This window comes from Profundibacter sp., assembly GCF_056498605.1.
Genome location: NZ_JBSMEZ010000009.1, coordinates 1 through 21,431, shown reverse-complemented (window position 1 = coordinate 21,431; position 21,431 = coordinate 1). Strand labels below are relative to the sequence as shown.

The 21,431-nt window shown below is 56.1% G+C and carries 21 protein-coding genes; 15 read left to right on the top strand and 6 right to left on the bottom strand.

Going from position 1 to position 21,431, the window contains the following annotated elements; translation table 11 throughout:
- Positions 1-589 precede the first annotated feature (589 nt).
- From ACWB12_RS01195 to ACWB12_RS01185, 3 genes are all read left to right on the top strand, one after another.
- Positions 590-1,552: an SLAC1 anion channel family protein gene (locus tag ACWB12_RS01195; protein WP_479528231.1), complete on the top strand. Its 963-nt coding sequence runs from the start codon at positions 590-592 to the stop codon at positions 1,550-1,552.
- Between the two features lie 98 nt (positions 1,553-1,650).
- Complete coding sequence (locus ACWB12_RS01190) at positions 1,651-1,836, top strand: CTP synthetase (protein ID WP_479528230.1); 186 nt, start codon at positions 1,651-1,653, stop codon at positions 1,834-1,836.
- 81 nt (positions 1,837-1,917) lie between these two features.
- On the top strand, positions 1,918-2,409 hold the full coding sequence (locus ACWB12_RS01185) for a cytochrome b (RefSeq protein ID WP_479528229.1): 492 nt from the start codon (positions 1,918-1,920) through the stop codon (positions 2,407-2,409).
- On the opposite strand, the gene ACWB12_RS01180 is transcribed toward ACWB12_RS01185, so the two are convergent.
- A complete protein-coding gene (locus ACWB12_RS01180; RefSeq protein WP_479528228.1) occupies positions 2,406-3,164 on the bottom strand; it encodes an alpha/beta fold hydrolase in 759 nt (252 codons plus the stop codon). The two genes, ACWB12_RS01185 and ACWB12_RS01180, sit on opposite strands and share 4 nt — an antisense overlap.
- A gap of 96 nt (positions 3,165-3,260) precedes the next feature.
- On the opposite strand from ACWB12_RS01180, the gene ACWB12_RS01175 reads away from it, so the two are divergent.
- The 4 genes from ACWB12_RS01175 (at position 3,261) to ACWB12_RS01160 (ending at position 5,373) form a co-directional block, all read left to right on the top strand.
- Positions 3,261-3,629, top strand: a complete 369-nt coding sequence (locus ACWB12_RS01175) for a hypothetical protein (protein ID WP_479528227.1) — start codon at positions 3,261-3,263, stop codon at positions 3,627-3,629.
- A 64-nt stretch (positions 3,630-3,693) separates the two neighbouring features.
- Complete coding sequence (locus ACWB12_RS01170) at positions 3,694-4,290, top strand: TetR/AcrR family transcriptional regulator (protein ID WP_479528226.1); 597 nt, start codon at positions 3,694-3,696, stop codon at positions 4,288-4,290.
- 90 nt (positions 4,291-4,380) lie between these two features.
- On the top strand, positions 4,381-5,058 hold the full coding sequence (locus ACWB12_RS01165; protein ID WP_479528225.1) for a PspA/IM30 family protein: 678 nt from the start codon (positions 4,381-4,383) through the stop codon (positions 5,056-5,058).
- Positions 5,059-5,085: 27 nt separating this feature from the next.
- Positions 5,086-5,373, top strand: a complete 288-nt coding sequence (locus ACWB12_RS01160; RefSeq protein WP_479528224.1) for a hypothetical protein — start codon at positions 5,086-5,088, stop codon at positions 5,371-5,373.
- A gap of 29 nt (positions 5,374-5,402) precedes the next feature.
- Here ACWB12_RS01160 and ACWB12_RS01155 read toward each other — a convergent pair whose 3' ends face one another.
- A complete protein-coding gene (locus tag ACWB12_RS01155) occupies positions 5,403-6,260 on the bottom strand; it encodes a DUF817 domain-containing protein (RefSeq protein WP_479528223.1) in 858 nt (285 codons plus the stop codon).
- 67 nt (positions 6,261-6,327) lie between these two features.
- Positions 6,328-7,620, bottom strand: coding sequence for a serine hydroxymethyltransferase (glyA, locus tag ACWB12_RS01150; protein ID WP_479528222.1), 1,293 nt, complete (start codon positions 7,618-7,620; stop codon positions 6,328-6,330).
- A 177-nt stretch (positions 7,621-7,797) separates the two neighbouring features.
- Here glyA and ACWB12_RS01145 point away from each other — a divergent pair, with 177 nt between their 5' ends.
- Complete coding sequence (locus ACWB12_RS01145; RefSeq protein ID WP_479528221.1) at positions 7,798-8,565, top strand: NAD kinase; 768 nt, start codon at positions 7,798-7,800, stop codon at positions 8,563-8,565.
- A 158-nt stretch (positions 8,566-8,723) separates the two neighbouring features.
- Here the strand turns inward: ACWB12_RS01145 and ACWB12_RS01140 are convergent, their stop codons facing one another.
- Both ACWB12_RS01140 and ACWB12_RS01135 read right to left on the bottom strand, forming a co-directional pair.
- The gene (locus tag ACWB12_RS01140; protein WP_479528220.1) at positions 8,724-10,616 is read right to left on the bottom strand and encodes a propionyl-CoA synthetase; all 1,893 of its coding nucleotides are present in this window, start codon (positions 10,614-10,616) and stop codon (positions 8,724-8,726) included.
- A gap of 116 nt (positions 10,617-10,732) precedes the next feature.
- Positions 10,733-13,012, bottom strand: coding sequence for an NADP-dependent malic enzyme (locus ACWB12_RS01135; protein WP_479528219.1), 2,280 nt, complete (start codon positions 13,010-13,012; stop codon positions 10,733-10,735).
- Positions 13,013-13,160: 148 nt separating this feature from the next.
- Here ACWB12_RS01135 and ACWB12_RS01130 point away from each other — a divergent pair, with 148 nt between their 5' ends.
- The 7 genes from ACWB12_RS01130 to ACWB12_RS01100 all read left to right on the top strand — a co-directional run bounded on the left by ACWB12_RS01130 (position 13,161) and on the right by ACWB12_RS01100 (position 20,298).
- Positions 13,161-14,246 carry a cupin domain-containing protein gene (locus tag ACWB12_RS01130; RefSeq protein WP_479528218.1) on the top strand — a complete coding sequence of 362 codons (1,086 nt, stop codon included), beginning with the start codon at positions 13,161-13,163 and terminating at the stop codon, positions 14,244-14,246.
- A 58-nt stretch (positions 14,247-14,304) separates the two neighbouring features.
- Positions 14,305-14,697: a cytidine deaminase gene (locus ACWB12_RS01125; protein WP_479528217.1), complete on the top strand. Its 393-nt coding sequence runs from the start codon at positions 14,305-14,307 to the stop codon at positions 14,695-14,697.
- A gap of 2 nt (positions 14,698-14,699) precedes the next feature.
- Entirely contained in the window at positions 14,700-16,007 is a 1,308-nt protein-coding gene (locus ACWB12_RS01120) for a thymidine phosphorylase (RefSeq protein WP_479528216.1), read from the top strand.
- A complete protein-coding gene (locus tag ACWB12_RS01115) occupies positions 16,007-17,218 on the top strand; it encodes a phosphopentomutase (protein WP_479528215.1) in 1,212 nt (403 codons plus the stop codon). The genes ACWB12_RS01120 and ACWB12_RS01115 overlap by 1 nt, the downstream gene beginning before the upstream one ends.
- The gene (locus tag ACWB12_RS01110; RefSeq protein WP_479528214.1) at positions 17,215-18,195 is read left to right on the top strand and encodes an adenosine deaminase; all 981 of its coding nucleotides are present in this window, start codon (positions 17,215-17,217) and stop codon (positions 18,193-18,195) included. Before ACWB12_RS01115 ends, ACWB12_RS01110 begins: the two co-directional genes overlap by 4 nt.
- 3 nt (positions 18,196-18,198) lie before the next feature.
- Positions 18,199-18,831, top strand: a complete 633-nt coding sequence (gene upp / locus ACWB12_RS01105; RefSeq protein ID WP_479528213.1) for a uracil phosphoribosyltransferase — start codon at positions 18,199-18,201, stop codon at positions 18,829-18,831.
- Between the two features lie 66 nt (positions 18,832-18,897).
- Positions 18,898-20,298 carry an SPOR domain-containing protein gene (locus ACWB12_RS01100; protein WP_479528212.1) on the top strand — a complete coding sequence of 467 codons (1,401 nt, stop codon included), beginning with the start codon at positions 18,898-18,900 and terminating at the stop codon, positions 20,296-20,298.
- A 67-nt stretch (positions 20,299-20,365) separates the two neighbouring features.
- On the opposite strand, the gene ACWB12_RS01095 is transcribed toward ACWB12_RS01100, so the two are convergent.
- A partial coding sequence (locus ACWB12_RS01095; RefSeq protein ID WP_479528211.1) for a hypothetical protein occupies positions 20,366-21,431 on the bottom strand: 1,066 nt, incomplete at its 5' end.

Below are 21,431 nucleotides of genomic sequence, written 5' to 3'. Positions count from 1 at the left end.
AAGAAGTCTTCGGATGGAAATCAAAAAGCGAAAGTTTGTGGGAAACGGCAAGTGAATATGGGTTCTTCGGAACAAATATGAACAGGCAGTTTATCGCGGGTGAGCGGGTCATGGAAGGTTTTCGGACTGGAAATGGCAGCAAAGGTTCTTCGGAGCTGGAGCATTGAGGAGAGAAGCCCTTCGGGGTGGACCAATTCAGGAAGACGTCAGGATGTGTCGCAAGGCACGATGTGCAGACCGCGTCTGAGCACCTGGCGTCTTTTCCTGTATTTACACCCCAGCCAAAATAAACCTATCAAAATGAAACGAGGCCCGGTTGCCTAAGCATCCGAGCCCCGCCATCGTCAGAATTGCATTTTTCCGCGTCTATGCACCTGTGCGTATGACGATACACGGTGTTGTGGCCAAGATCAACTATATCTTGTGGTTGCACGGCATAAATCCGCAATCACCATGGTGTGATACTACTGAAGTGTTATTTCACCGCAGTTGGTGCGGCGGTCCACACCGCGCGGCAATCCGCCTCTATCCGCAGCCCCAATAAACCTGATAGAAAGCGTCAAAGATTCCTTAACATGGACGCATACACATGGCTGACGCAGCACAAATCGCCCCCGAAACCGGCAACTGTTTGGTGAACTACCCGATCACCTTTTACGCCATCACAATGGGTCTGTTCGGCCTGACACTGGCCCTGCACGCCGCCAGCCGAGTATTGGAGTGGGTCGTGCCGTTTGGCAATATCATGTTGTGGGTATCCCTCGCCGTATTTGCGATAATAACAATCGGTTACGTTGCAAAAATGCTGGTCCACCCTGCCGCGTTTCTGGCCGAATGGAACCACCCGATACGTGCCACGTTTTTCCCCGCTGTCTCGATTTCATTGTTGTTGATGGCGGTCTGTTTCCTGCCCGAAAATGCAGGCATCGCCAATATGTTGTGGATTGCCGGTGCCATCCTACAGGGGTTTCTGACCCTCGCCATAATTGGCCGGTGGATCGGTCATAAACCGTTTGAATACAGCCACATAAACCCTGCGTGGTTCATCCCTGCTGTTGGTAATGTTGTCGCACCGATCGGCGGTGCCCAGCTAGGGTATTATGAACTGTCATGGCTGTTCTTTTCCGGTGGATTGTTGTTTTGGATCATACTTTTAACCCTTGTGATGAACCGCCTGATTTTCCACACGCCACTGCCCGGAAAACTGCTGCCGACCCTTGTGATTATGATTGCGCCACCCGCCGTTGGATTCATCGCATATTTGAACCTGACCGGAGGTGTGGACACCTTTGCGCGCATCCTTTTGAACCTTGGATATGTGTTTGCCTTGATCGTTCTGACGCAAATACCACGCATCGTAAAACTGCCGTTCGCCATGTCGTTCTGGGCGCTATCGTTCCCTATCGCATCCTTGACCACTGCATCGTTTCGCTATGGGGCGCTGGCAAAATCGCAAGCGCATGAAATCATTGGTGTGATCCTGTTTGCCGTGCTTGTTGCGGTGATTGCTGTTTTGGCCTTTCGCACTTTGCTCGCTATCACGCGCGGCTAGGTTTGCCAGCCGGAATAGATGATTTAGATCAAAGACACGCATTGCAGAATTCGCATATAAACCCTCAAAGATAATAAAATCCTTTGGAGGATATCCCAATGCTACGCATGACACTTTTGATGTATTCGATACTATCAGCAACTTTGGCAGGTATCGCAATCATTATTGTATTGGTTGCGGGTTACGACACAAAGATGCCGATTATATATGCTGCGGCTGCCGGATTTGTCGTGGCGATCCCTGCATCTTGGATATTGGCCAAGAAGCTGCTAACGCTTCGGTAAATAATCTTTCGGCATGATAAAAAGCTTGTATTTCTCTGTGATATCAGGGAGGTCGGGGCTTGTTTTGTTTAAGGATACTCCATGCCAAACCCGACCGGTTATTCCCGCCTGCAAATCCGTCTGCACTGGATTATTACGATCCTGATTGTAGCGCAGTTTGTTTTCAATGAGTCGATTGTCGGGGCGTGGGATATGTTCACCAAGACAGGAACGACCGAATTTTCACCGTTGGTGGCGGGTCACGTCTTCGGGGGTATTGCTATTTTGCTGCTGGTTCTGTGGCGCCTGGCCGTTCGGTTCAAACGTGGCGCACCACTGCCACCTGAATCCGAACATCCCCTACTAAAAATAGCGGCGCATCTGTCCCATTGGCTGCTTTACGCGCTGATGATCCTGATGCCTGTATCAGGCGTGTTGGCATGGTTCGGCGGGATCGAGCAAGCGGCGACCAACCATTTTTACATGAAATTTGCTATGCTGGGCCTTGTGGCATTGCATGTTGCGGCGGCGTTGTTTCACCAGTTTGTTCTAAAGACAAACCTGATTCAGCGGATGAAAACACCCGTAGCTTAAGTCGCCAGAAACGCCTGCACGGTCGCCGCGAATTCACGTGGTTTTTCCGCGTGGAGCCAGTGTCCCACGTCGGGGATGCGGGCAAAACGGGCCTTTGGGAACAGGGCTTTGATGCCGACGTGATGTTCGGACAGCACGTAATCCGAGGCACCACCGGAAAGGAATAATGTAGGTCCGTCAAAGGTGCCGTTCAGATCAGGAAAGCCCATGATATCTGGCATCCCAGCCTCTAGCACATCCAGATTCAGCCGCCAGCGCTTTGCCTTAACATCAAGGGATTGCAACAGGAAGGCGCGCACACCGGCGTCTTCAATATCGGGTGCCATCAACCTGTCCGCATCCGAGCGTTTTTCGACGCGGGACAAATCCAGATTGCGCATCACGTCGATAAAACCGATTTGTGTGTGGGTATAGCTGACCGGTGCAATGTCGGCGACGATCAGGCGGCGCACAAGGGGCGGGTGCAGTAAAGCCAGCACCATCGCGGCTTTGCCCCCCATTGAATGCCCGATTACATCGGCATGGCCGCCATTGGCCGCAATCACCTCGGCCAGATCGGATGCCATATCGGCATAGCTGTGACTGTCAAACCAGTCGCTCTCGCCATGATTGCGCATATCAACGGATAGAACTTGGCGCACATCCGACATCCGTTTGGCAATCGCACCCCAGTTGCGGGCCGACCCATATAGCCCGTGCGCAATGAGCAAAGGCGGATGATCTGTCGGAGTGCCTGTCAAAACTGTGTTTATCATGCGACTCGTTCTAACCAAGCGGCCCACCATGCGCCAGAGGTGTTGAGTGTGCGCAGGCGCATTGCTAGCGTGTCGAAATTAAGGGTGGGATGTATTTTGACAAATCTGGTTCAGGAAAAGGCCGCGGAGGTGGCCGATCTTATGAAAGAGCGGCTGAATGTTCGCGGTAAGGATCTGGCCTCAAAGCTGCGCCATACCGGACGGATGATGCCAAAGCGGATCAAGCGCGAGGCGCGGTTTTTGGCGGATGCTTCTGCCTTGGCTAAAAACCCCAAGTTAAGCAGGATGATTGATCCTATGCGGGTCAAGGCAGCGCATCAGGCCTGTGTCGGGTTTCTGGAAACTGTCGATGTTGCGGACCGGCGTAAGGGGGTTTTGCTGGGCATATTAGGCAGTGTGACGCTGGCGTTTGTTGTGGTGGCGGTGCTCGTTATTACGGTGCTGGTCTGGCGCGGGTATATATAAGCGGCTTTTCATGTCACCTGCATTGAGGTAGTTCTTGAACGTGGTTCAAGAAAAGGGATATCTCGTGGCCGGAAAAGTTAAGGAACGTCAGGCGAAATTGCGCGAGCGACTGGTTGATGCGGGGCAAGCGCAGGTGATTGCGGGCGGGCTGGCGTCGATGAAAGCGCGGGATTTGGCACAAGAGGCGGGGTGTTCGCTGGGCGCTATCTATAATGTGTTCGATGATCTGGCGGCGCTTGCGATGGCGATAAATGCGCGCACGTTTCAGCGGATGGGGCAGGTTGTCGCAGCCTCGCAAGAGGGGACAGCAGACCTGCCACCGAATGAACGGCTGGTGCGGATGTCCAATGCCTATCTGCATTTTGCCGCCGACAATGCCAACCTGTGGCGGGCGCTGTTTGATATCGAAATGTCGACCGACAGCCGTGTGCCCGCGTGGTATCTAGAGGAGTTGGGGCGTTTGTTCAGCTTTATCGCAGCGCCGTTGGCTGATATATTCCCCGAGAAAAACGAGGTCGAGCTGGACCTGATGACGCGTGCGCTGTTTTCGTCGGTGCACGGGATTGTTCTGCTTGGGTTGGAAAAGCGCATCTCGGCGGTGCCAATTCCACAGGTGGAAGAAATGATCCGGCAGATACTTTTCCAAATTGGAAACAAATAGTTTCTGAACGGCGTTCATTTTTATACTTGAACACCGTTCCGCAATCTCCATATCTCCATTCATGAACAATGTTCACGTAAGGAGAGCGAGATGTTTGGAACACTGAAAACGATAATCACCGGCGCCAATGCCCGGGCCGAAGAAAAGGTTCGCGATACCTATTCGATCGAATTGATCGAGCAGAAAATCCGCGAGGCGCAGGCAGGATTGCAGGCTGCCAAAGCAACACTCGCCAGCCTGATCCAGCGCAACCGCGCCGAGGGCCGCCAAATCGAGGCGCTGGAGAAAAGGGTCAGGGATATGACCAACCGCGCCAAGGATGCATTGAAAGGTGGGCGCGAGGATATGGCGACTGAAGCTGCACAAGCGATTGCCGAAATGGAGAACGAACTGACCTTGCGCCGCGATACGGCATCACGGCTAGACACACGCATCCTGCGCCTGCGCCAGTCGGTCGAGGCAACAAACCGGCGGATCATTGATTTGAGGCAGGGTGCGATAGCGGTCAAGGCCGTGCGTCAGGAGCAGAACATCCAGAAACGATTGAATACCACGCTGGCAGGGCAAAGCCCGATTGGCGAAGCAGAAGAACTGATTGAACGGGTGCTGTCACGCGATGATCCGTTCGAGCAGAGCGAAATCCTGAAGGAAATTGATCAGGGTCTAAGCCGTGAAGATATCGGCGACCGTTTGGCAAATGCCGGTTTTGGCCCTGCAACCAAAGTGACGGCGGATGATGTTCTGAAGCGTCTGTCGAAAACCAAATAATCCAACCTGAAAATAAGGAATAAACCCATGTTGAACCACGTAACCACAGATAACAAACTGATCATCCTTTTGAATGCGGCAGGCGTGATTGCCGCCTATGCGCTGCTGATCATCTCGCTTTATAAATCCGTTGATGTGCCGCTGGCGACCAAGGGTTTTTGGGGCATCGGGGTGCTAATGCTGACGATCAGCTTGGTGAATTTCGTGAAATACTTGTTTGATGCGCGGATGAATAATAACCGGATCAGGCAGTTGGAAGATGCCAAAAACGAGAAACTTCTGGAAGAATTTGTTGGTGAAGTAAAAGAGGACTAGTACTTTTCCAGTCAGTTGAGGCTCCGGAGTTAATCCGGAGCCTTTTTTGTTTTTGGTCCTAACGCCTCGCGGTAGACCAGCGTCACAGTGGCAAAGCTGACATAGAGCAACAGATACCATGATCCGAGTTTGGCAAAGCTGACCCAATGAAATTCAGCCGACTGCCCCGCGTAAACCCATGTGCCGGTATTGGTGCCGATGTTTTCGGCGAGCCACAGGAAGAAGCTGCTAAGGATCGCGGCGAGCGGTAGGGGCATCCAGTAGGTGTTTGTGCCAATGGCGAACTGGATGCGGGTGCGGGCATAGAGGATCAATGTGGCGGCGAACAGCACCAGCCGGATGTCGGGCAGGAAGTGGTGCGCAAAGAAATTGACGTAGATGGCGTAGGCCAGCAGAACGGTCATCCAGAATGGCGGGTAGGGAGTGAAACGCATATTGAAAATGCGGATCACCCGCGCCATGTATGACCCAACCGAGGCATACATGAACCCTGAAAACAGCGGCACGCCCATCAGTTTTATCAGGCCGGTTTCGGGATAGGCCCAAGAGCCTGCCTGCACTTTGAAAACTTCCATCGCGGTGCCGATGATGTGGAACAGCAAGATCACGCGAGCCTCACGCCAGCTTTCGAGTTTTAGGGCAAGGAAGGTGATTTGCAGGGTCAGGGCATAAAGAAACAGCCCGTCATAGCGGGCCAGCGCCCAGCCGTCTTGCCAGATGGCTTTGGAAGCAATAATGCCGATCAGCATCAGGCCACCAAACAGGCTGGCCCAACCCTGTTTCAGGATAAACATCACCAGCTCGGCGGCCCAGTGGGGCAGGCGGGCGCGCATCCCGTCACCAAGGCGGCGTTCAAGGGCGCGGGTTTTGTGGTTTGTCGTCTTCATTCGGGCAGAAAACAAAACCGCAGCCACTTTGTCCAGCGGCGGCGTATAATCATTTAACCAGCGTGGCTTACAGGTTTGGATACATCGGGAAACCGGCGCACAGCGCTTCAACTTTGGCTTTCACCGCGGCTTCCACGTTCGCGTTGCCCTCTTCACCATTGGCGGCTAGCCCGTCGACCACTTCGACGATCCAGTCCGCAATTTGGCGGAACTCGGCCTCGCCAAATCCACGGGTGGTGCCCGCAGGGGTGCCCAGACGGATGCCCGAAGTGACAAACGGTTTTTCAGGATCGAACGGAATGCCGTTTTTGTTGGTGGTAATGTGGGCGCGACCCAGCGCCTTTTCGGTGGCGTTGCCTTTCACACCCTTGGGGCGCAGGTCGACCAGCATGACGTGGGTGTCGGTGCCGCCAGTGACGATGTCCAACCCGCCCTTGATCAACTGATCTGCCAGCGCGACCGCATTGGCGCGAACGGCCTTTTGGTAGGTTTTGAACTCGGGGCGCAGTGCTTCGCCAAAGGCCACGGCCTTGGCTGCAATTACATGCATCAACGGGCCGCCCTGAATGCCGGGGAAGATGGCTGAATTGACCTTTTTGGCGATATCCGCGTCGTTGGTCAGGATCATGCCGCCGCGCGGGCCGCGCAGGGTTTTATGCGTGGTAGTGGTGGCGATATGGGCATGTGGAAAGGGCGAAGGATGTTCGCCCGCCGCAACCAGTCCTGCGAAATGCGCCATGTCCACCATCAGATAGGCACCAACCATATCGGCGATTTCGCGGAAACGGGCGAAATCAATCTGGCGCGGGATGGCAGAGCCGCCGGCGATGATCAGTTTTGGTTGATGTTCCTTGGCAAGCGCTTCGACCTGATTGTAATCAATCAAGTTGTCATCGCGTTTCACACCGTATTGCACAGCATTAAACCATTTGCCGGACTGGTTCGGGGCCGCACCGTGGGTCAGGTGGCCACCGGACGCCAAGTTCATGCCAAGGATGGTGTCACCGGGTTGGATCAACGCTTGAAACGTGCCTTGGTTGGCTTGGGAGCCAGAATTGGGCTGCACGTTGACAAACTCACAGCCGAACAGCTGCTTGGCGCGATCAATCGCCAGATTTTCGGCCACGTCAACATATTGGCAGCCACCGTAATAGCGACGGCCTGGATACCCTTCGGCGTATTTGTTGGTCATCACCGACCCTTGCGCTTCCATCACGGCGGCGGAAACGATGTTTTCCGAGGCGATCAGCTCGATCTCGTCGCGTTGGCGGCCCAATTCATTGGTGATGGATTTGAACAGTTCGGGGTCGCGGGATGATAGGGTTTCGGTAAAGAAACCAGCGTCTGTCGTAGTGCTCATTTAGGGGACTCCTTGGCGGATCAATGGAAATTCACGGCCTCTGTATCCGAGAATGGGGTCCATGATAAGCCTGTAAAACGACGCATGGATCGGAAATGGCGTCAAAGGCGAATGCAATCGGGGGCTTGCGTTTTTGGCAGGCGCGGGCAAAGTGGTTTTTCAAACAAAGGATGGCAAATGGCCAAGCGCCTAAAAATAGCATTTGTAGCAAGCAAGGTTGCCAGCGCCCAAGAAGCGCTGACGCAATTGCGCGCGCGATATGGGGCAGTGGATACTGACTCCGCGGATGTGATCGTGGCCTTGGGCGGTGATGGTTTCATGTTGCAAACGTTGCACGAGATGCAGCATTTATCGGTGCCGGTATACGGGATGAACCGCGGCACTGTCGGGTTTTTGATGAACGCCTATAACGAGGACGCGCTGGATGTTCGATTGGCAACTGCGGAGGAAGAGGTGATCAACCCGCTATCGATGCAGGCCGAATGTCGCGATGGAACGATCCACAACGCATTGGCGATTAACGAGGTTTCGCTGCTGCGGGCCGGGCAACAGGCGGCAAAATTGCGCATTACGGTGGACGGCAAGCTGCGATTGGAAGAACTGGTTTGTGACGGGGCGATGATCAGCACGCCAGCCGGATCTACCGCTTATAACTATTCGGCGCATGGCCCAATTTTACCGATTGGATCGGATGTATTGGCCCTGACCGCCGTCGCTCCGTTTCGCCCGCGCCGTTGGCGTGGGGCATTATTGCCTAAATCTTCGGTGGTGCGGTTTGATGTGCTGGAGCCGGAAAAACGCCCTGTGATGGCAGGGGCCGACAGCCAGCCGGTGCGCGATGTGGTGTCGGTGAAAATTCGCAGTGAACCGTCTGTGTCGCACCGCATATTGTTTGATCCGGGGCACGGTCTGGAGGAGCGGTTGATCCGCGAGCAATTTAGCTAGGGAATTAATGTTTTGCGGCGTTTTGGTGTGCAGGTTATATGTAGTTAACCGGTGCCAAAAATAGAACCACTATTCTGGAATAGTAGTTCTATTTCCGCGCAACATTTTGCCGTACCCATGTGGGGACGGCAGGAATAATCACCTGACTATTTCACACATTAAACCTGCGCATACCCCAAAGTTTCCAACGCAACCCCGATCTCGTCCAGAATGGACGGATCATCAATGGTTGCGGGCATTTTGTATGCCTCGCCATCGGCGATTTTAACCATCGTTGCGCGCAATATTTTACCCGAACGGGTTTTGGGCAGACTATCCACCACCACGGCTAGTTTGAACGCTGCCACCGGTCCGATCTTTTGGCGCACCAGCTTTACAACATCCTTGACGATGTCCGTGTGCGGGCGCCCGCAGCCTGCGTTCAGGCACAAAAACCCAAGAGGCAGTTGCCCCTTTAACGCGTCGGCCACGCCTATAACGGCACATTCCGCAATGTCGGGGTGGCTGGCCAAAACCTCCTCCATCGCGCCTGTCGACAACCGGTGGCCTGCAACATTGATCACATCATCAGTGCGGGCCATGATGTACAAATAGTCATCTTCATCTTTATACCCCGCATCGCCAGTTTCGTAATAGCCCGGAAAGGTGGTCAGATATGCGGAATGATACCGATCCTCGGCGTTCCACAGGTTGGGCAATGTGCCGGGTGGCAGCGGTAGTTTGATCGCAATCGCGCCCATTTCACCTGCGGGCACTTCGTGGCCGCCTTCATCCAGAATTTGCACGTCATAGCCGGGCATGGCGACCGAGGGCGAGCCGAGCTTCACCGGTAGGTGCTCGATCCCCATCGGGTTGGCCGCAATCGACCAGCCGGTTTCGGTTTGCCACCAGTGGTCAATCACCGGTACGCCCAGTTTATCCTGCGCCCATGTGATGGTATCGGGATCGGCGCGTTCGCCTGCCAGAAACAGGATTTCGAAATTGGACAGGTCGTAGTTTTTCAACAACGCCCCGTTCGGGTCTTCGCGTTTGATCGCCCTGAACGCGGTTGGCGCGGTGAACAGCGCCTTGACTTTGTATTCCTCAATGATGCGCCAAAATGTGCCAGCATCCGGGGTGCCGACGGGTTTGCCCTCGAACACAATCGAGGTCGCGCCATGGATGAGTTGCCCATAGGCGATATAGCTGTGGCCAACGACCCAGCCCACATCCGACGCTGCCCAGAACACGTCGCCCGCATCAATGTTGTAGATCGCTTTCATTGTCCAGTCCAGCGCCACCAAATGGCCCGCAGTATGGCGGATCACGCCTTTGGGCTGGCCTGTGGTGCCGGAGGTGTAGAGGATGTAGGATGGATGATTGCCCGCCACCGGCACACATTCGGCCGGGGTAACGCCGTATTGAAAGGCATGCCAGTCATAGTCACGCCCCTCGACCATCTGCGCAACCTCTTGTTCACGCTGGTAAATCACGCAGAAATCAGGTTTATGGCTGGCCAGGTCAATCGCGCCGTCCAGCAACGGTTTATAATGGATCACGCGGCTCGGTTCGACCCCGCAAGAGGCCGCGATGATGGCTTTGGGCTGCGCGTCATCAATCCGCACGGCCAACTCGTTGGCGGCAAATCCGCCGAACACCACCGAATGGATTGCACCCAATCGACCACAGGCCAGCATTGCTTCGATTGCCTCGGGGACCATCGGCATATAGATGATCACGCGGTCGCCTTTTTCAACGCCTTTGGCCCGCAATGCCCCCGCCAATGAGGCCACACGGACCTGCAATTCGGCGTAGCTGATCTTGTGTTTGGTGTCGGTGACAGGGCTGTCGTAAATCAGCGCGGTGCGCTCCCCGTGTCCAGCCTCGACGTGGCGATCAACGGCGTTATAGCAGGTGTTGACCTCGGCATCCGCGAACCATTCATAGATCGGCGCGTCCTCATCAAACAGCGCCTTGGAGGGAGGTTTGACCCAGCTGATACCTTCCGCCGCTTTCATCCAGAACGCCTCTGGGTCTGATTTCCAACTGTCGTAAACGCTTGCGTATGTCATGTTTGTCCTCCCAAGGATGGGAGTATATTAGACCTGTGGATTGCGCATGCAAAGCGGCTTTCGGCATATTTGCAAAGCTATGGACGCGAGTCCCTAGCGAAATGCAAATTTGCAAATTATCCGTAATGCGCCACAGGTGTCCCTGCCAGCGCCGACATGTTCAACAAGCCCCGCGCGGTGATCGACGGGGTGACGATATGGGCGCGGTTGCCCATGCCCATCAGGGTCGGGCCAACCTCGAGCCCCATGCCGCGCACTTTCAAGATGTTACGCACGCCGGATGCAGCATCGGTGTTGGCGAATATCAGAACGTTTGCGGCCCCTTCAAAGCGGGCCCCGGGGAAGATGCGGGCGCGCAGTTCGGCATCTAGGGCGGCGTCGATGTGCATTTCGCCCTCGTATTCGAAATCGCGTGGCTCGGCGTCCAGAATGGCCAAAGCGGCGCGCATCCGGTTGCCGGTGTCGCAATTCAGGTTGCCGAATTGCGAATAGGAACACAGCGCAATTTTCGGGTTCACCCCGAAGCGGTGCACATGGCGCGCTGCCGCAATCACGGACCCTGCGATCTGTTCCGGCGTGGGTTCGGGGTTTACGTGGGTGTCGGCGATAAACAGTGGCCCATCCTCGAGGATCATCAGCGACAGCGCCCCGATTGGTTTCAGATCAGGGGTGCCAAGGATCTGGTTCACATAGTTCAGATGCCACAGGTATTGGCCAAAAGTGCCACAAATCAAGCTGTCAGCGTCCCCCCGATGCACCATGATGGCGCCGATTGCGGTGGTGTTGGTGCGCATGATTGCTTTGGCCAGATCGGGGGTGATGCCGCGCCGTGCCATGATTTTCTGGTAGCTGCCCCAGTAATCGCGATAACGCGGGTCATCCTGCGGGTTGATCAGCTCAAAGTCATTGCCAGCTTCCATCTGCAATCCGGCCTCTTTGCAGCGCCATTCGATCACTTCGGGGCGGCCAATCAGGATTGGTTTATCGGTGGTTTCATCCAGCATGGCGCGGGCGGCACGCAGCACGCGCTCGTCTTCGCCTTCGGCAAAAACAATGCGGCGGGTGGCGGTGCGGGCGGCCTCGAACACGGGGCGCATGATCAGGGCGGATTTGAACACTGATGAGTCGAGTTTTTGTTTATAGGCGTCCAGATCGGTGATCGGGTTTTTGGCCACGCCGGTTTTTGTGGCGGCCTGCACCACGGCACTGGCAACCACCCCCATCAGGCGTGGATCGAACGGTTTGGGGATCAGATAATCAGCCCCGAACGTCATCTGTTCACCCTTGTAAGCGGCGGCGGCTTCGGCGGATGTAGTTTCACGGGCAAGGGCCGCGATGCCGCTAATACAGGCCAGTTGCATTTCGTCGTTGATCTCGGTTGCGCCGGCATCCAGTGCGCCGCGAAAGATGAAGGGGAAACACAGTACATTGTTGACTTGATTGGGAAAATCAGATCGCCCCGTGGCGATGATCGCGTCGGGTGCGACGCTGCGCACCTCGTCCGGCATGATTTCCGGTGTCGGATTGGCCAGTGCGAAAACGATTGGCTTATCGGCCATTTTGGCCACCATTTCCGGTTTCAAAACGCCAGGGCCGGACAGGCCTAGGAACAGATCAGCCCCATCAATCACCTGATCCAGTGTACGCAGATCGCTTGCTTGTGCATACTCGGCTTTTTGTGGTGTCATTTCCTCGGTTCGGCCCTCGTAAACCAACCCTTTGATATCGCAAAGCCAAACATTTTCGCGCTTCACCCCCAGTTTTAGCAGCATGTTCAAACAGGCAATGCCCGCCGCCCCACCGCCAGTTGAAACGATCTTGATGTCGGCAAAATCCTTGCCGGACACATGCAGCGCATTGGTGGCAGCCGCGCCAACCACGATGGCTGTGCCGTGTTGATCATCGTGAAATACAGGGATGTTCATCCGCTCGCGGCACAGCTTTTCCACGATAAAGCAATCCGGCGCTTTGATATCCTCCAGATTGATCGCGCCAAAAGTTGGCTCAAGCGCGCAAACGATGTCGGCTATCCGCTCTGGGTCCGCCTCGTTAAGCTCGATATCAAAACAATCTATATTGGCGAATTTTTTGAACAGTACCGCCTTGCCTTCCATCACCGGTTTTGACGCCAGCGCGCCGATATTGCCCAGCCCCAGCACGGCGGACCCGTTGGTGACTACGGCCACCAGATTGCCCTTTGCGGTATAGCGGTTCGCCGCCTCAGGATCGTCTTTGATCTCCAGACAGGCATCGGCCACGCCGGGCGAGTAGGCCAGCGCGAGGTCTTGACCGTTGGCCATTGGCTTGGTTGCACGGATTTCCAGTTTGCCGGGTTTCGGGTGCTCGTGATAGTCCAGCGCATCCTGTCTCAGGCGGTTTTTGTGCGAATCTGTCACGTAAAGAATCCTTCCAGCGGAAAACAAGTTTAATATTAAACTAGTTTTAGTTTCAGCAAAATACTACCCCTCAATAAGCCGCAAATGCGCTGCTTGCAAATTATCTTGTCCCCGCCCAATGTGCCTATATCCAAGGAGAGGGATCAAAATGACCGAAATCCGCGCAGAAATACGTCTGGCAACCAAAGAGTTGCGCGATGACATTCCGTTTTTCACCGGCACACTGAAAATGCGGCTGGATATGATCTATCCGGCAGATAATCCGCAAGTGGCGGTGTTTTCGGGGCACGGTCTGCGGGTTCGGGTGGAAAAGGGGGCTGCGGAAGCGCCCGCAACCCTGCGTATTCTAACCGATGATCCTGACGGGTTTGCCGATGGTCAGCGGAACCTGACGGCCCCAAATGGCACCCGCATTGAAATTGATGAGATGAACCCGCCGCTGGTGATGCCGCAAACCGATCATGCCTTTGTGGTGCGGCGTCTGGCGGATCAGGCCCCGTGGATCATTGGCCGCGCAGGTATGCAATACCGCGATCTGATTCCATCGCGGTTGGGTGGGTCGATCATCGCCAGCCACATCCGCATCCCCGATGGCGGGCCGGTGCCCGATATGGTGCATTTCCATAAGGTCGGGTTCCAATTGATCTTTTGCTATCGCGGCTGGGTCGATGTTTTATACGAGGATCAGGGTGAACAAATCCGCCTGCATGCAGGCGATTGTTTTATCCAGCCGCCAGAAATACGCCACCGTGTGATGTATGCCAGCGACAATATCGAGGTGATCGAGATTGGTGTGCCAGCCGAGCATGTGACCGAGATTGACCATGAAATGGAGTTGCCCAACGGGGTGATCGACCCAGATCGTGAGTGGGGCGGGCAGAAATTTGTGAACAACAAAGTGGCGGATGCCGTGTGGAAACCGTTCCGCATTGTGGGGTTCGAGAGTCGTGATACGACCATTTCCGAGAACACCAAAGGGGTGGCTGGCGTGCATGTGGTGCGCCCACAAAATGGCGCGGCGCCGTGGGTAAGTCATAACACTGATATCCTCTTCAGTTTTGTGATGGACGGCACGATGACATTAGAGGGCGAGGGCAAGGAACCCTACGATTTGGCCGCAGGCGATGCCTTTGTCATCCCGCCCGATATGAAGACGCGATATTCCAACCCGTCCGATGATCTGGAGGTTTTAGAGGTCAGTCTGCCCGGGATATTTGACACTGTGACAGAGTAGCCCTTGCATCCCGCCCCCGTCAGGCGCAAAATCTGACTGGTTAGTCAAAGGATGCCAGATGCCCCTTCTAAAAGCAGCCACAGCCGTGCGTAAAAATGCCTATGCGCCCTATTCCAACTTCAAGGTCGGAGCGGCGATCCGTGCGGCCTCGGGTAAGGTTTACGTCGGCTGTAATGTCGAAAACGTGGCCTATCCCGAAGGCACTTGTGCCGAGGCGGGCGCGATTGCGGCGATGGTGGCAGCGGGCGAGGTGGAACTGGTCGAGGCGCTGGTGATTGCCGACAGCCCAATGCCGGTATCGCCCTGTGGCGGGTGCCGTCAAAAGCTGGCGGAATTCGGGGCGTCCGGTGTGGTGGTCACCATGACCACCGTGGCGGGAAACAGTGCCGAGATGACATTGGCGCAACTGTTGCCGGGGGCCTTTACCGCTGAACATATGGAAGGCGAATAGTGATGGACGCGCGATCTGTTCTGACCCATCTTCGGGATAAAAAAACCCTGACGCAGGATGAAATAACGTGGTTTGCCAACGGGTTGGCGACGGGTGCGGTTTCGGATGCGCAGGCGGGTGCCTTTGCGATGGGGGCGTTGCTGAACGGGTTGGCAGAGCCTGAAAAGGTGATGCTGACGCTGGCGATGCGTGACAGTGGTGATGTTTTGAAGTGGGATATGCCAGGCCCTGTGGTGGACAAACATTCAACCGGCGGGGTGGGCGATACGGTGTCGCTACCGCTGGCACCGGCGCTGGCCGCGTGTGGGGCTTATGTGCCGATGATTTCGGGGCGCGGGCTGGGACATACCGGTGGCACGCTGGACAAGTTGGAAGCGATTCCGGGGTATCAGACGGACGTCGGTATTGACCGGATGCGCGAGATTGTCGGCGATGTGGGCTGTGCGATTGTCAGTGCCTCGGGCCAGATTGCGCCCGCCGATAAGCGGTTATATGCGGTGCGCGATGTGACGGGGACGGTCGAAAGCATTGATTTGATCACCGCCTCGATCCTGTCGAAAAAACTGGCGGCGGGGCTGGAAAATCTGGTGCTGGACGTAAAGGTCGGCAGTGGTGCGTTTATGAAAACGATGGAGGATGCGCGCAGCTTGGCGCAGTCATTGGTCAGCACGGCGAACGGGGCGGGGTGCAACACAAGTGCGTTGATCACCGATATGAACCAGCCGTTGGCCTCAAGCTTGGGCAATGCGCTCGAGGTGATGGCGGCGGTGGAATTACTGACGGTTGGCCATGTCGAAAGCCCGATGGCGCAGGCCACTGTGGCGCTGGGTGGCGAGGCGTTGGCGCTGTCGGGGATCACAGCGGATCGCGCGGCAGGCGAGGCGATGATCGCGGCCACAATCATTGACGGACGTGCGGCGAAATTGTTCGGCGCGATGGTGGCTGCCCAAGGCGGGCCTGCGGATTTCGTTGACCGCTGGCGCGACCGTTTGCCAGCTGCCCCCGTGGTGCGTGACATCATGGCGGTGCAAAGCGGTCGGGTGTTGGAAATTGACGGCGAAGCCTTGGGGCTGGCGGTGGTGCATCTGGGTGGCGGACGTTTGGTGGATGGGGCCAAGATTGATCCGTCTGTCGGCCTGAGCCGTGTGGTGCGGTTGGGTGAGGCGGTGGATGAATACACCCCGCTGGCGATTGTGCATGCGGCCAATCCGGCGGCGGCAGATCGCGCAATCGTGGCGGTTCGCGCGGCGATTACGGTTGGTGCAGGCGAAGCAACGCCGCAACCGCTGGTTCATGAAAGGATCACATAATGGCGCGGGCATTTCTGGTGGTGATGGACAGCGTAGGCTGCGGCGGCGCGCAGGACGCGCACAAGTTTTTTAATGGCGATGTGCCCGATACCGGTGCCAACACGTTGGCCCATATCGCGCGGGAATGCGCGGCGGGTCGCGCCAATGAGGGGCGCGAGGGTGCGTTACATATGCCCAATCTGGATGCACTCGGGTTGGGGGCGGCGGTGCGGCTGGCCTCGGGCGAGGATGCGGCGGGGCTGGGGGCTGAACCAACGGGTCTTTGGGGGGCGATCAGCGAAGTTTCGATGGGCAAAGACACCCCGTCGGGTCACTGGGAATTGGCTGGTGTGCCGGTGCCGTGGGACTGGCATTATTTCACCGAATTAGAACAATCGTTTCCCAAGGATCTGGTGCGTGATGTTATGCGTCTGGCGGGCACCGAGGGTATTCTGGGCAACTGCCACGCGTCGGGCACAGCCATCATTGATGAGCTGGGTGCGGAGCATATGCGTAACGGGTGGCCTATTTGTTATACCTCGGCTGACAGCGTGTTCCAGATTGCCGCGCATGAGGAAACATTCGGGCTGGACCGGCTGTATGCACTGTGCGAGGCATTGGCCCCGATCCTGCATAAAATGAATGTGGGTCGCGTGATAGCACGCCCGTTTGTCGGCAATGAAAAACAAGGCTTCACCCGCACCACCAACCGCCACGATTATGCGATGGCCCCGCCCGCGCCAACCCTGTGCGACTGGGTGCATGATGCGGGGCGGCACGTCTATGCTATTGGCAAGATTGGCGATATATTCTCTCGCCAAGGGATCGACGAGGTGCGTAAAGGCGCTGACAAGGCACTGATGGGGCACTTGATGGATTTGGCGGACGAAGCGGTTGAGGGCTCTCTCACCTTCGCCAATTTTGTCGAATTCGACAGCCTGTTTGGACATCGCCGCGATGTGTCGGGCTATGCCCGTGCGCTGGAATGGTTCGACAGTTGCCTGCCCGAATTGCTGGGCAAAATGCGCGACGGTGATTTGATCCTGTTCACCGCAGACCACGGCAATGACCCGACATGGGTTGGCGGCGATCACACCCGCGAACGGGTGCCGGTGATCGGATACGGGCGTGGTCTAAAGGCGACTGGACTGAACGGGTTCGTCGATGTCGCGGCGAGCGTGGCGGAGCATCTGGGCGTGCTGTCACAGGGAACAGGGAAAAGCTTTTTATGAATTTGAATGACATGCCGAAGGTCGAGTTGCACTTGCATCTGGAGGGTGCCGCGCCGCCGGAACTTATCCGCCGTCTGGCGCAGGAAAAACATGTGGATGTGTCGGGTGTTTTTGATGAGGGCGGCAATTATTCCTATGACGGGTTCGTCGATTTTCTGCGGGTCTACGAGGGGGCGACCGAAGTTCTGAAAACGCCCGAGGATTATCACCGGTTGACATTGGCCGTGCTGGAACAATCCGCCGCCAACGGGGTGATCTATACCGAGGCGTTCCTGTCGCCGGATTTTTGCGGCGGACGGGACGTTGGCGCGTGGCGCGAATACCTGCATGCGATGCAAGAGGCGGCAGATATTGCGCAAGGACAGCACGGGATTATCATGCGCGGGATCGTCACGCCGATCCGGCATTTCGGACCAGAAAAGGCAAAGGAAACGACGCTGTGCGCTGTGGAAACTGCGGGCGACTGGATCGTCGGGTTGGGGATTGGCGGGGACGAAGGTGTGGGAAAACCTGCGGATTTTGCCTATGCATTTGATATGGCACGCGAGGCGGGGCTGCGCCTGACGGCACATGCGGGCGAATTTGGCGGGCCGCAATCAGTGCGTGATGCGGTGAATGACCTAAAGGTCGAGCGGATCGGCCACGGGGTGCGGGCAATCGAGGATGCGGGTCTGGTCGAAGAATTGGCCGCGCGCGGCATCGTGTTGGAGGTGTGCCCAGGATCGAATATTGCGCTTGGCTTATACTCTGACTGGGCGTCACACCCGATTGCGCGGTTACGGGATGCTGGAGTGAAAGTAACGATTTCCACCGATGATCCGCCGTTTTTCCATACCACCATGAACAATGAATATAACAACCTTGCGCAGGCTTTCGCTTGGGACAAAGATGTGTTCAAAGAGATAAACAAAACCGCTGCCAACGCCGCCTTTTGCGATGTGACCACACGCAGCGCGTTGCTAACCAAATTGGAGTAACCCATGAGCGAACATCTGACCGTCGTATCCCATCCATTGGTTTTGCATAAGCTGTCATTGATGCGCGAAAAGAGCACGTCAACAGCGGTGTTTCGTCAGTTGCTACGTGAAATCAGCCAGCTATTGGCCTATGAGGTGACGCGCGAACTGGACATGACCACCAAGCGGATCGAAACGCCGATTCAGGAAATGGATGCACCGGTTCTGGCAGGTAAAAAGCTGGCGCTGATCTCGATTTTGCGGGCTGGTAACGGGTTGCTGGATGGTGTGCATGATTTGATCCCTTCCGCTCGGGTCGGGTTTGTCGGCCTGTATCGGGACGAAGAAACCCTGCAACCGGTGCAGTATTATTTCAAGGTTCCAACGGAACTGAATGAACGTTTGGTGATTGCGGTTGACCCGATGCTGGCAACCGGGAATTCATCGGTTGCGGCGATTGATTTGCTGAAAGGGGCAGGGGCGACTAACATCCGGTTTCTGTGTTTATTGGCAGCCCCCGAAGGTATTGCCCGAATGAAAGAGGCCCACCCCGATGTGCCGATTGTGACGGCTGCTGTAGATGAAAAGCTGAACGAACTAGGATATATTGTTCCGGGGCTAGGGGATGCGGGTGACCGCATGTTTGGCACTAAATAAGCTAACAATAGCTTTACAAACTAGGGATTGTCTTGCATATTGCCACAATATCTTGTGGGGGCGCATATGCGTATATCAAAAGTATTCACGGCCGCAATGTTGGTGGCAACGCTTGGTTTCGGGGCGGTTAGTGCCAAATCATTGCGCGATGCAGGAATTCCGACCGAATTTCCACCAAGCAGTTTCAAGGGAAAACAGTATGTGGACAGCAAGGGCTGTGTTTTCATACGTGCTGGCTTTAGCGGAAATGTCACTTGGGTGCCGCGGGTATCGCGTAGCCGTCAGCAGATATGCGGGCAAAAGCCGACATTTGCCAAGGCACCTGTGCCAACCCCGCCAAAAGTGGCAGCTGTTGTGACGCCTACTCCTAAGCTGGCACCAAAACCAGCCCCGACACGGGTTGCTACGCCCAAACCAACACCTAAACCCGCACGGGTCGCGGTACCTACGCCAAAGCCTGCTCCGCAGCGGGTGGTGCGCGCACCTGTCGTGAAACCCACGCCACAACGCGTGGTCCGCGCTGCTCCGGTAGCAAAGCCGTCTTCGGCTCCCGAACCTACCAGTTTCTCACGTCCTGTTGAGCAAACCGTGCCCACACCTGCGCCAACAAAACCAAGACGTGTCGTGCGTCGGGTTGTGCAGCCGCCTGTTGTGGCTGCGCCAAAACCTGCGGTGAAACCGGTTAGCCAGCTGCCGACAAGACAGGCCGTGCGCCAAGCCGCCAGCGCCTGTCCAAATGCATCGACCATTAGTCAGGCCTATATCAATAGTGCTGGCAGATTGGCTGTTCGGTGTGGTCCGCAACAAAAAGAGCCGACTGGACGTGTGATTTCTGCGCAGACAACAACCGCTGCACCCCAACGCATCCCCCGTTCACAAACCCGCCGCGTGGCTGCGCCAAAGCCGACACGGTCCGTTGCTGTCGCGGCAGCCGCTGCATCAACACCAGCCCAACGGGTTGTGCGCATTGCAACCCCCACCAAGCCGCCAGCCGGATATAATACGGTCTGGACTGACGGACGCCTGAACCCGGACCGGGCAAGGGGCACTGCGCAGGGGCACGCACAAATGGAGATGGTTTGGACAAACACCGTTCCGCGCCGTTTGGTTGCTGTTTCTACCGGACAAGATGTGCGTCGCCGGATCGTTGTGCAAAGGGATCGTAAAGGTAGAACGACATTAGTGGCGGTATCGACAAAAACCGCCCCCTCCACCGCTACTGCACCTGCCTCGGCTGCGACGCACCGTTATGTGCAGGTTGGCGCCTATGGCAGTCCTGCAAATGCAAGCAAAGCCATCCGAAAGCTGAAATCAATGGGGCTGCCTGTGCGGGTCAGCAAAGTTCAAAGCAACGGTCGTGCGTTGCAAATCGTTTTGGCCGGACCGTTCAAGCGGCAGGCGAACCTGAAAGCAGCGCTTTCAGCCGCAAAACGTGCCGGATATCGGGATGCGATGCTACGCAGATAGCACACATCTAAAAATCACAGGGACAGTGATAATAACAAAGGCTCTGCAATGATTTGCAGGGCCTTTGTTATTCGCCGCAAATGCTTTGCAGGCTGATCCATTGCCCGTCCGTTAACAAAGGTATTGGTGCTGCATTGATAAAGGGGTCGGCCTCGATCAGGTCTATCGTGGTCTCGCCTGTGTGGTCTTCGCTATAGGCATAGGGGGATGACCGCAGGTTCGCGGCCTGAAACTTTGCCAGCAAATCCTGAGTGTTGATTTCCGCTGGCGGGCTGGTCAAAAGGTGCTCGGCGTAATTGGCCAGTGCTTTGTCCGATATGTCGCCCGTGGTCAGTAATGTGAATGTGGTGCGCAAACCGGCGGAGTGCAGCAATGGTTCCAACGGGTCTACATTCTCGCGGCGCAACTGTTCCGCCAGTATATACCCTGCTGCGACATCGGGTTCTTCATAGTCCTCGATCAAGGCGCGATTTAACAGGATAAACCCGCCGGGTAAATGGGCGGCCTTGGTCACACCGGATGGCAGGACCATCAGTTTAACCGGTTTGTTGTTTGACAGGCGTGTTCCCAGCGTATCCAGCGCGCGGGTGCCAAAAGGAGTGGTGCAGGCCTGACCTGAAACGCGTTTGATATTGGTCACCAGTGACTGGCCGATTTCCAACCGCTTGGCCGCTGGAATAACCGAAACAGTGTGTCGTATCATAGCGTTAGGTAGCCAGAATACAGCCAACGCCGCGGTTGCCGCCACGAAGCCGCCCAGTATCCACCAGCGAAGACGACCGGGGCGGGGGCGCATGCGTTCAATCTCGGCGCTGATTTTTTCGATCGCGCCAATCATGGTGTCGTCGCTGAGTTCGAGCGTTTCAACGGCATCGCTGTCGGGGCTGTAAATGGCAGGGCGTTCTTTTGGATTTAGGCGCTGGATTGCGGGCAGGGACCAATGGGCCAGCGGGTTGTCATTTTTGTCGGACAACACAATGCTGGCGTTGCCAAATGATACGATCACTTCGCGGCGCTGGGGTTCAACATCGGGGTTTTGTTCCTCTGGTGGGCCACGCCACAGGCCGGAGGATTCAAGCCGTTCGTATTCGGATAGTGCTGTCATCTGTTTGGTGGGCCTGCTCAATTGCCTC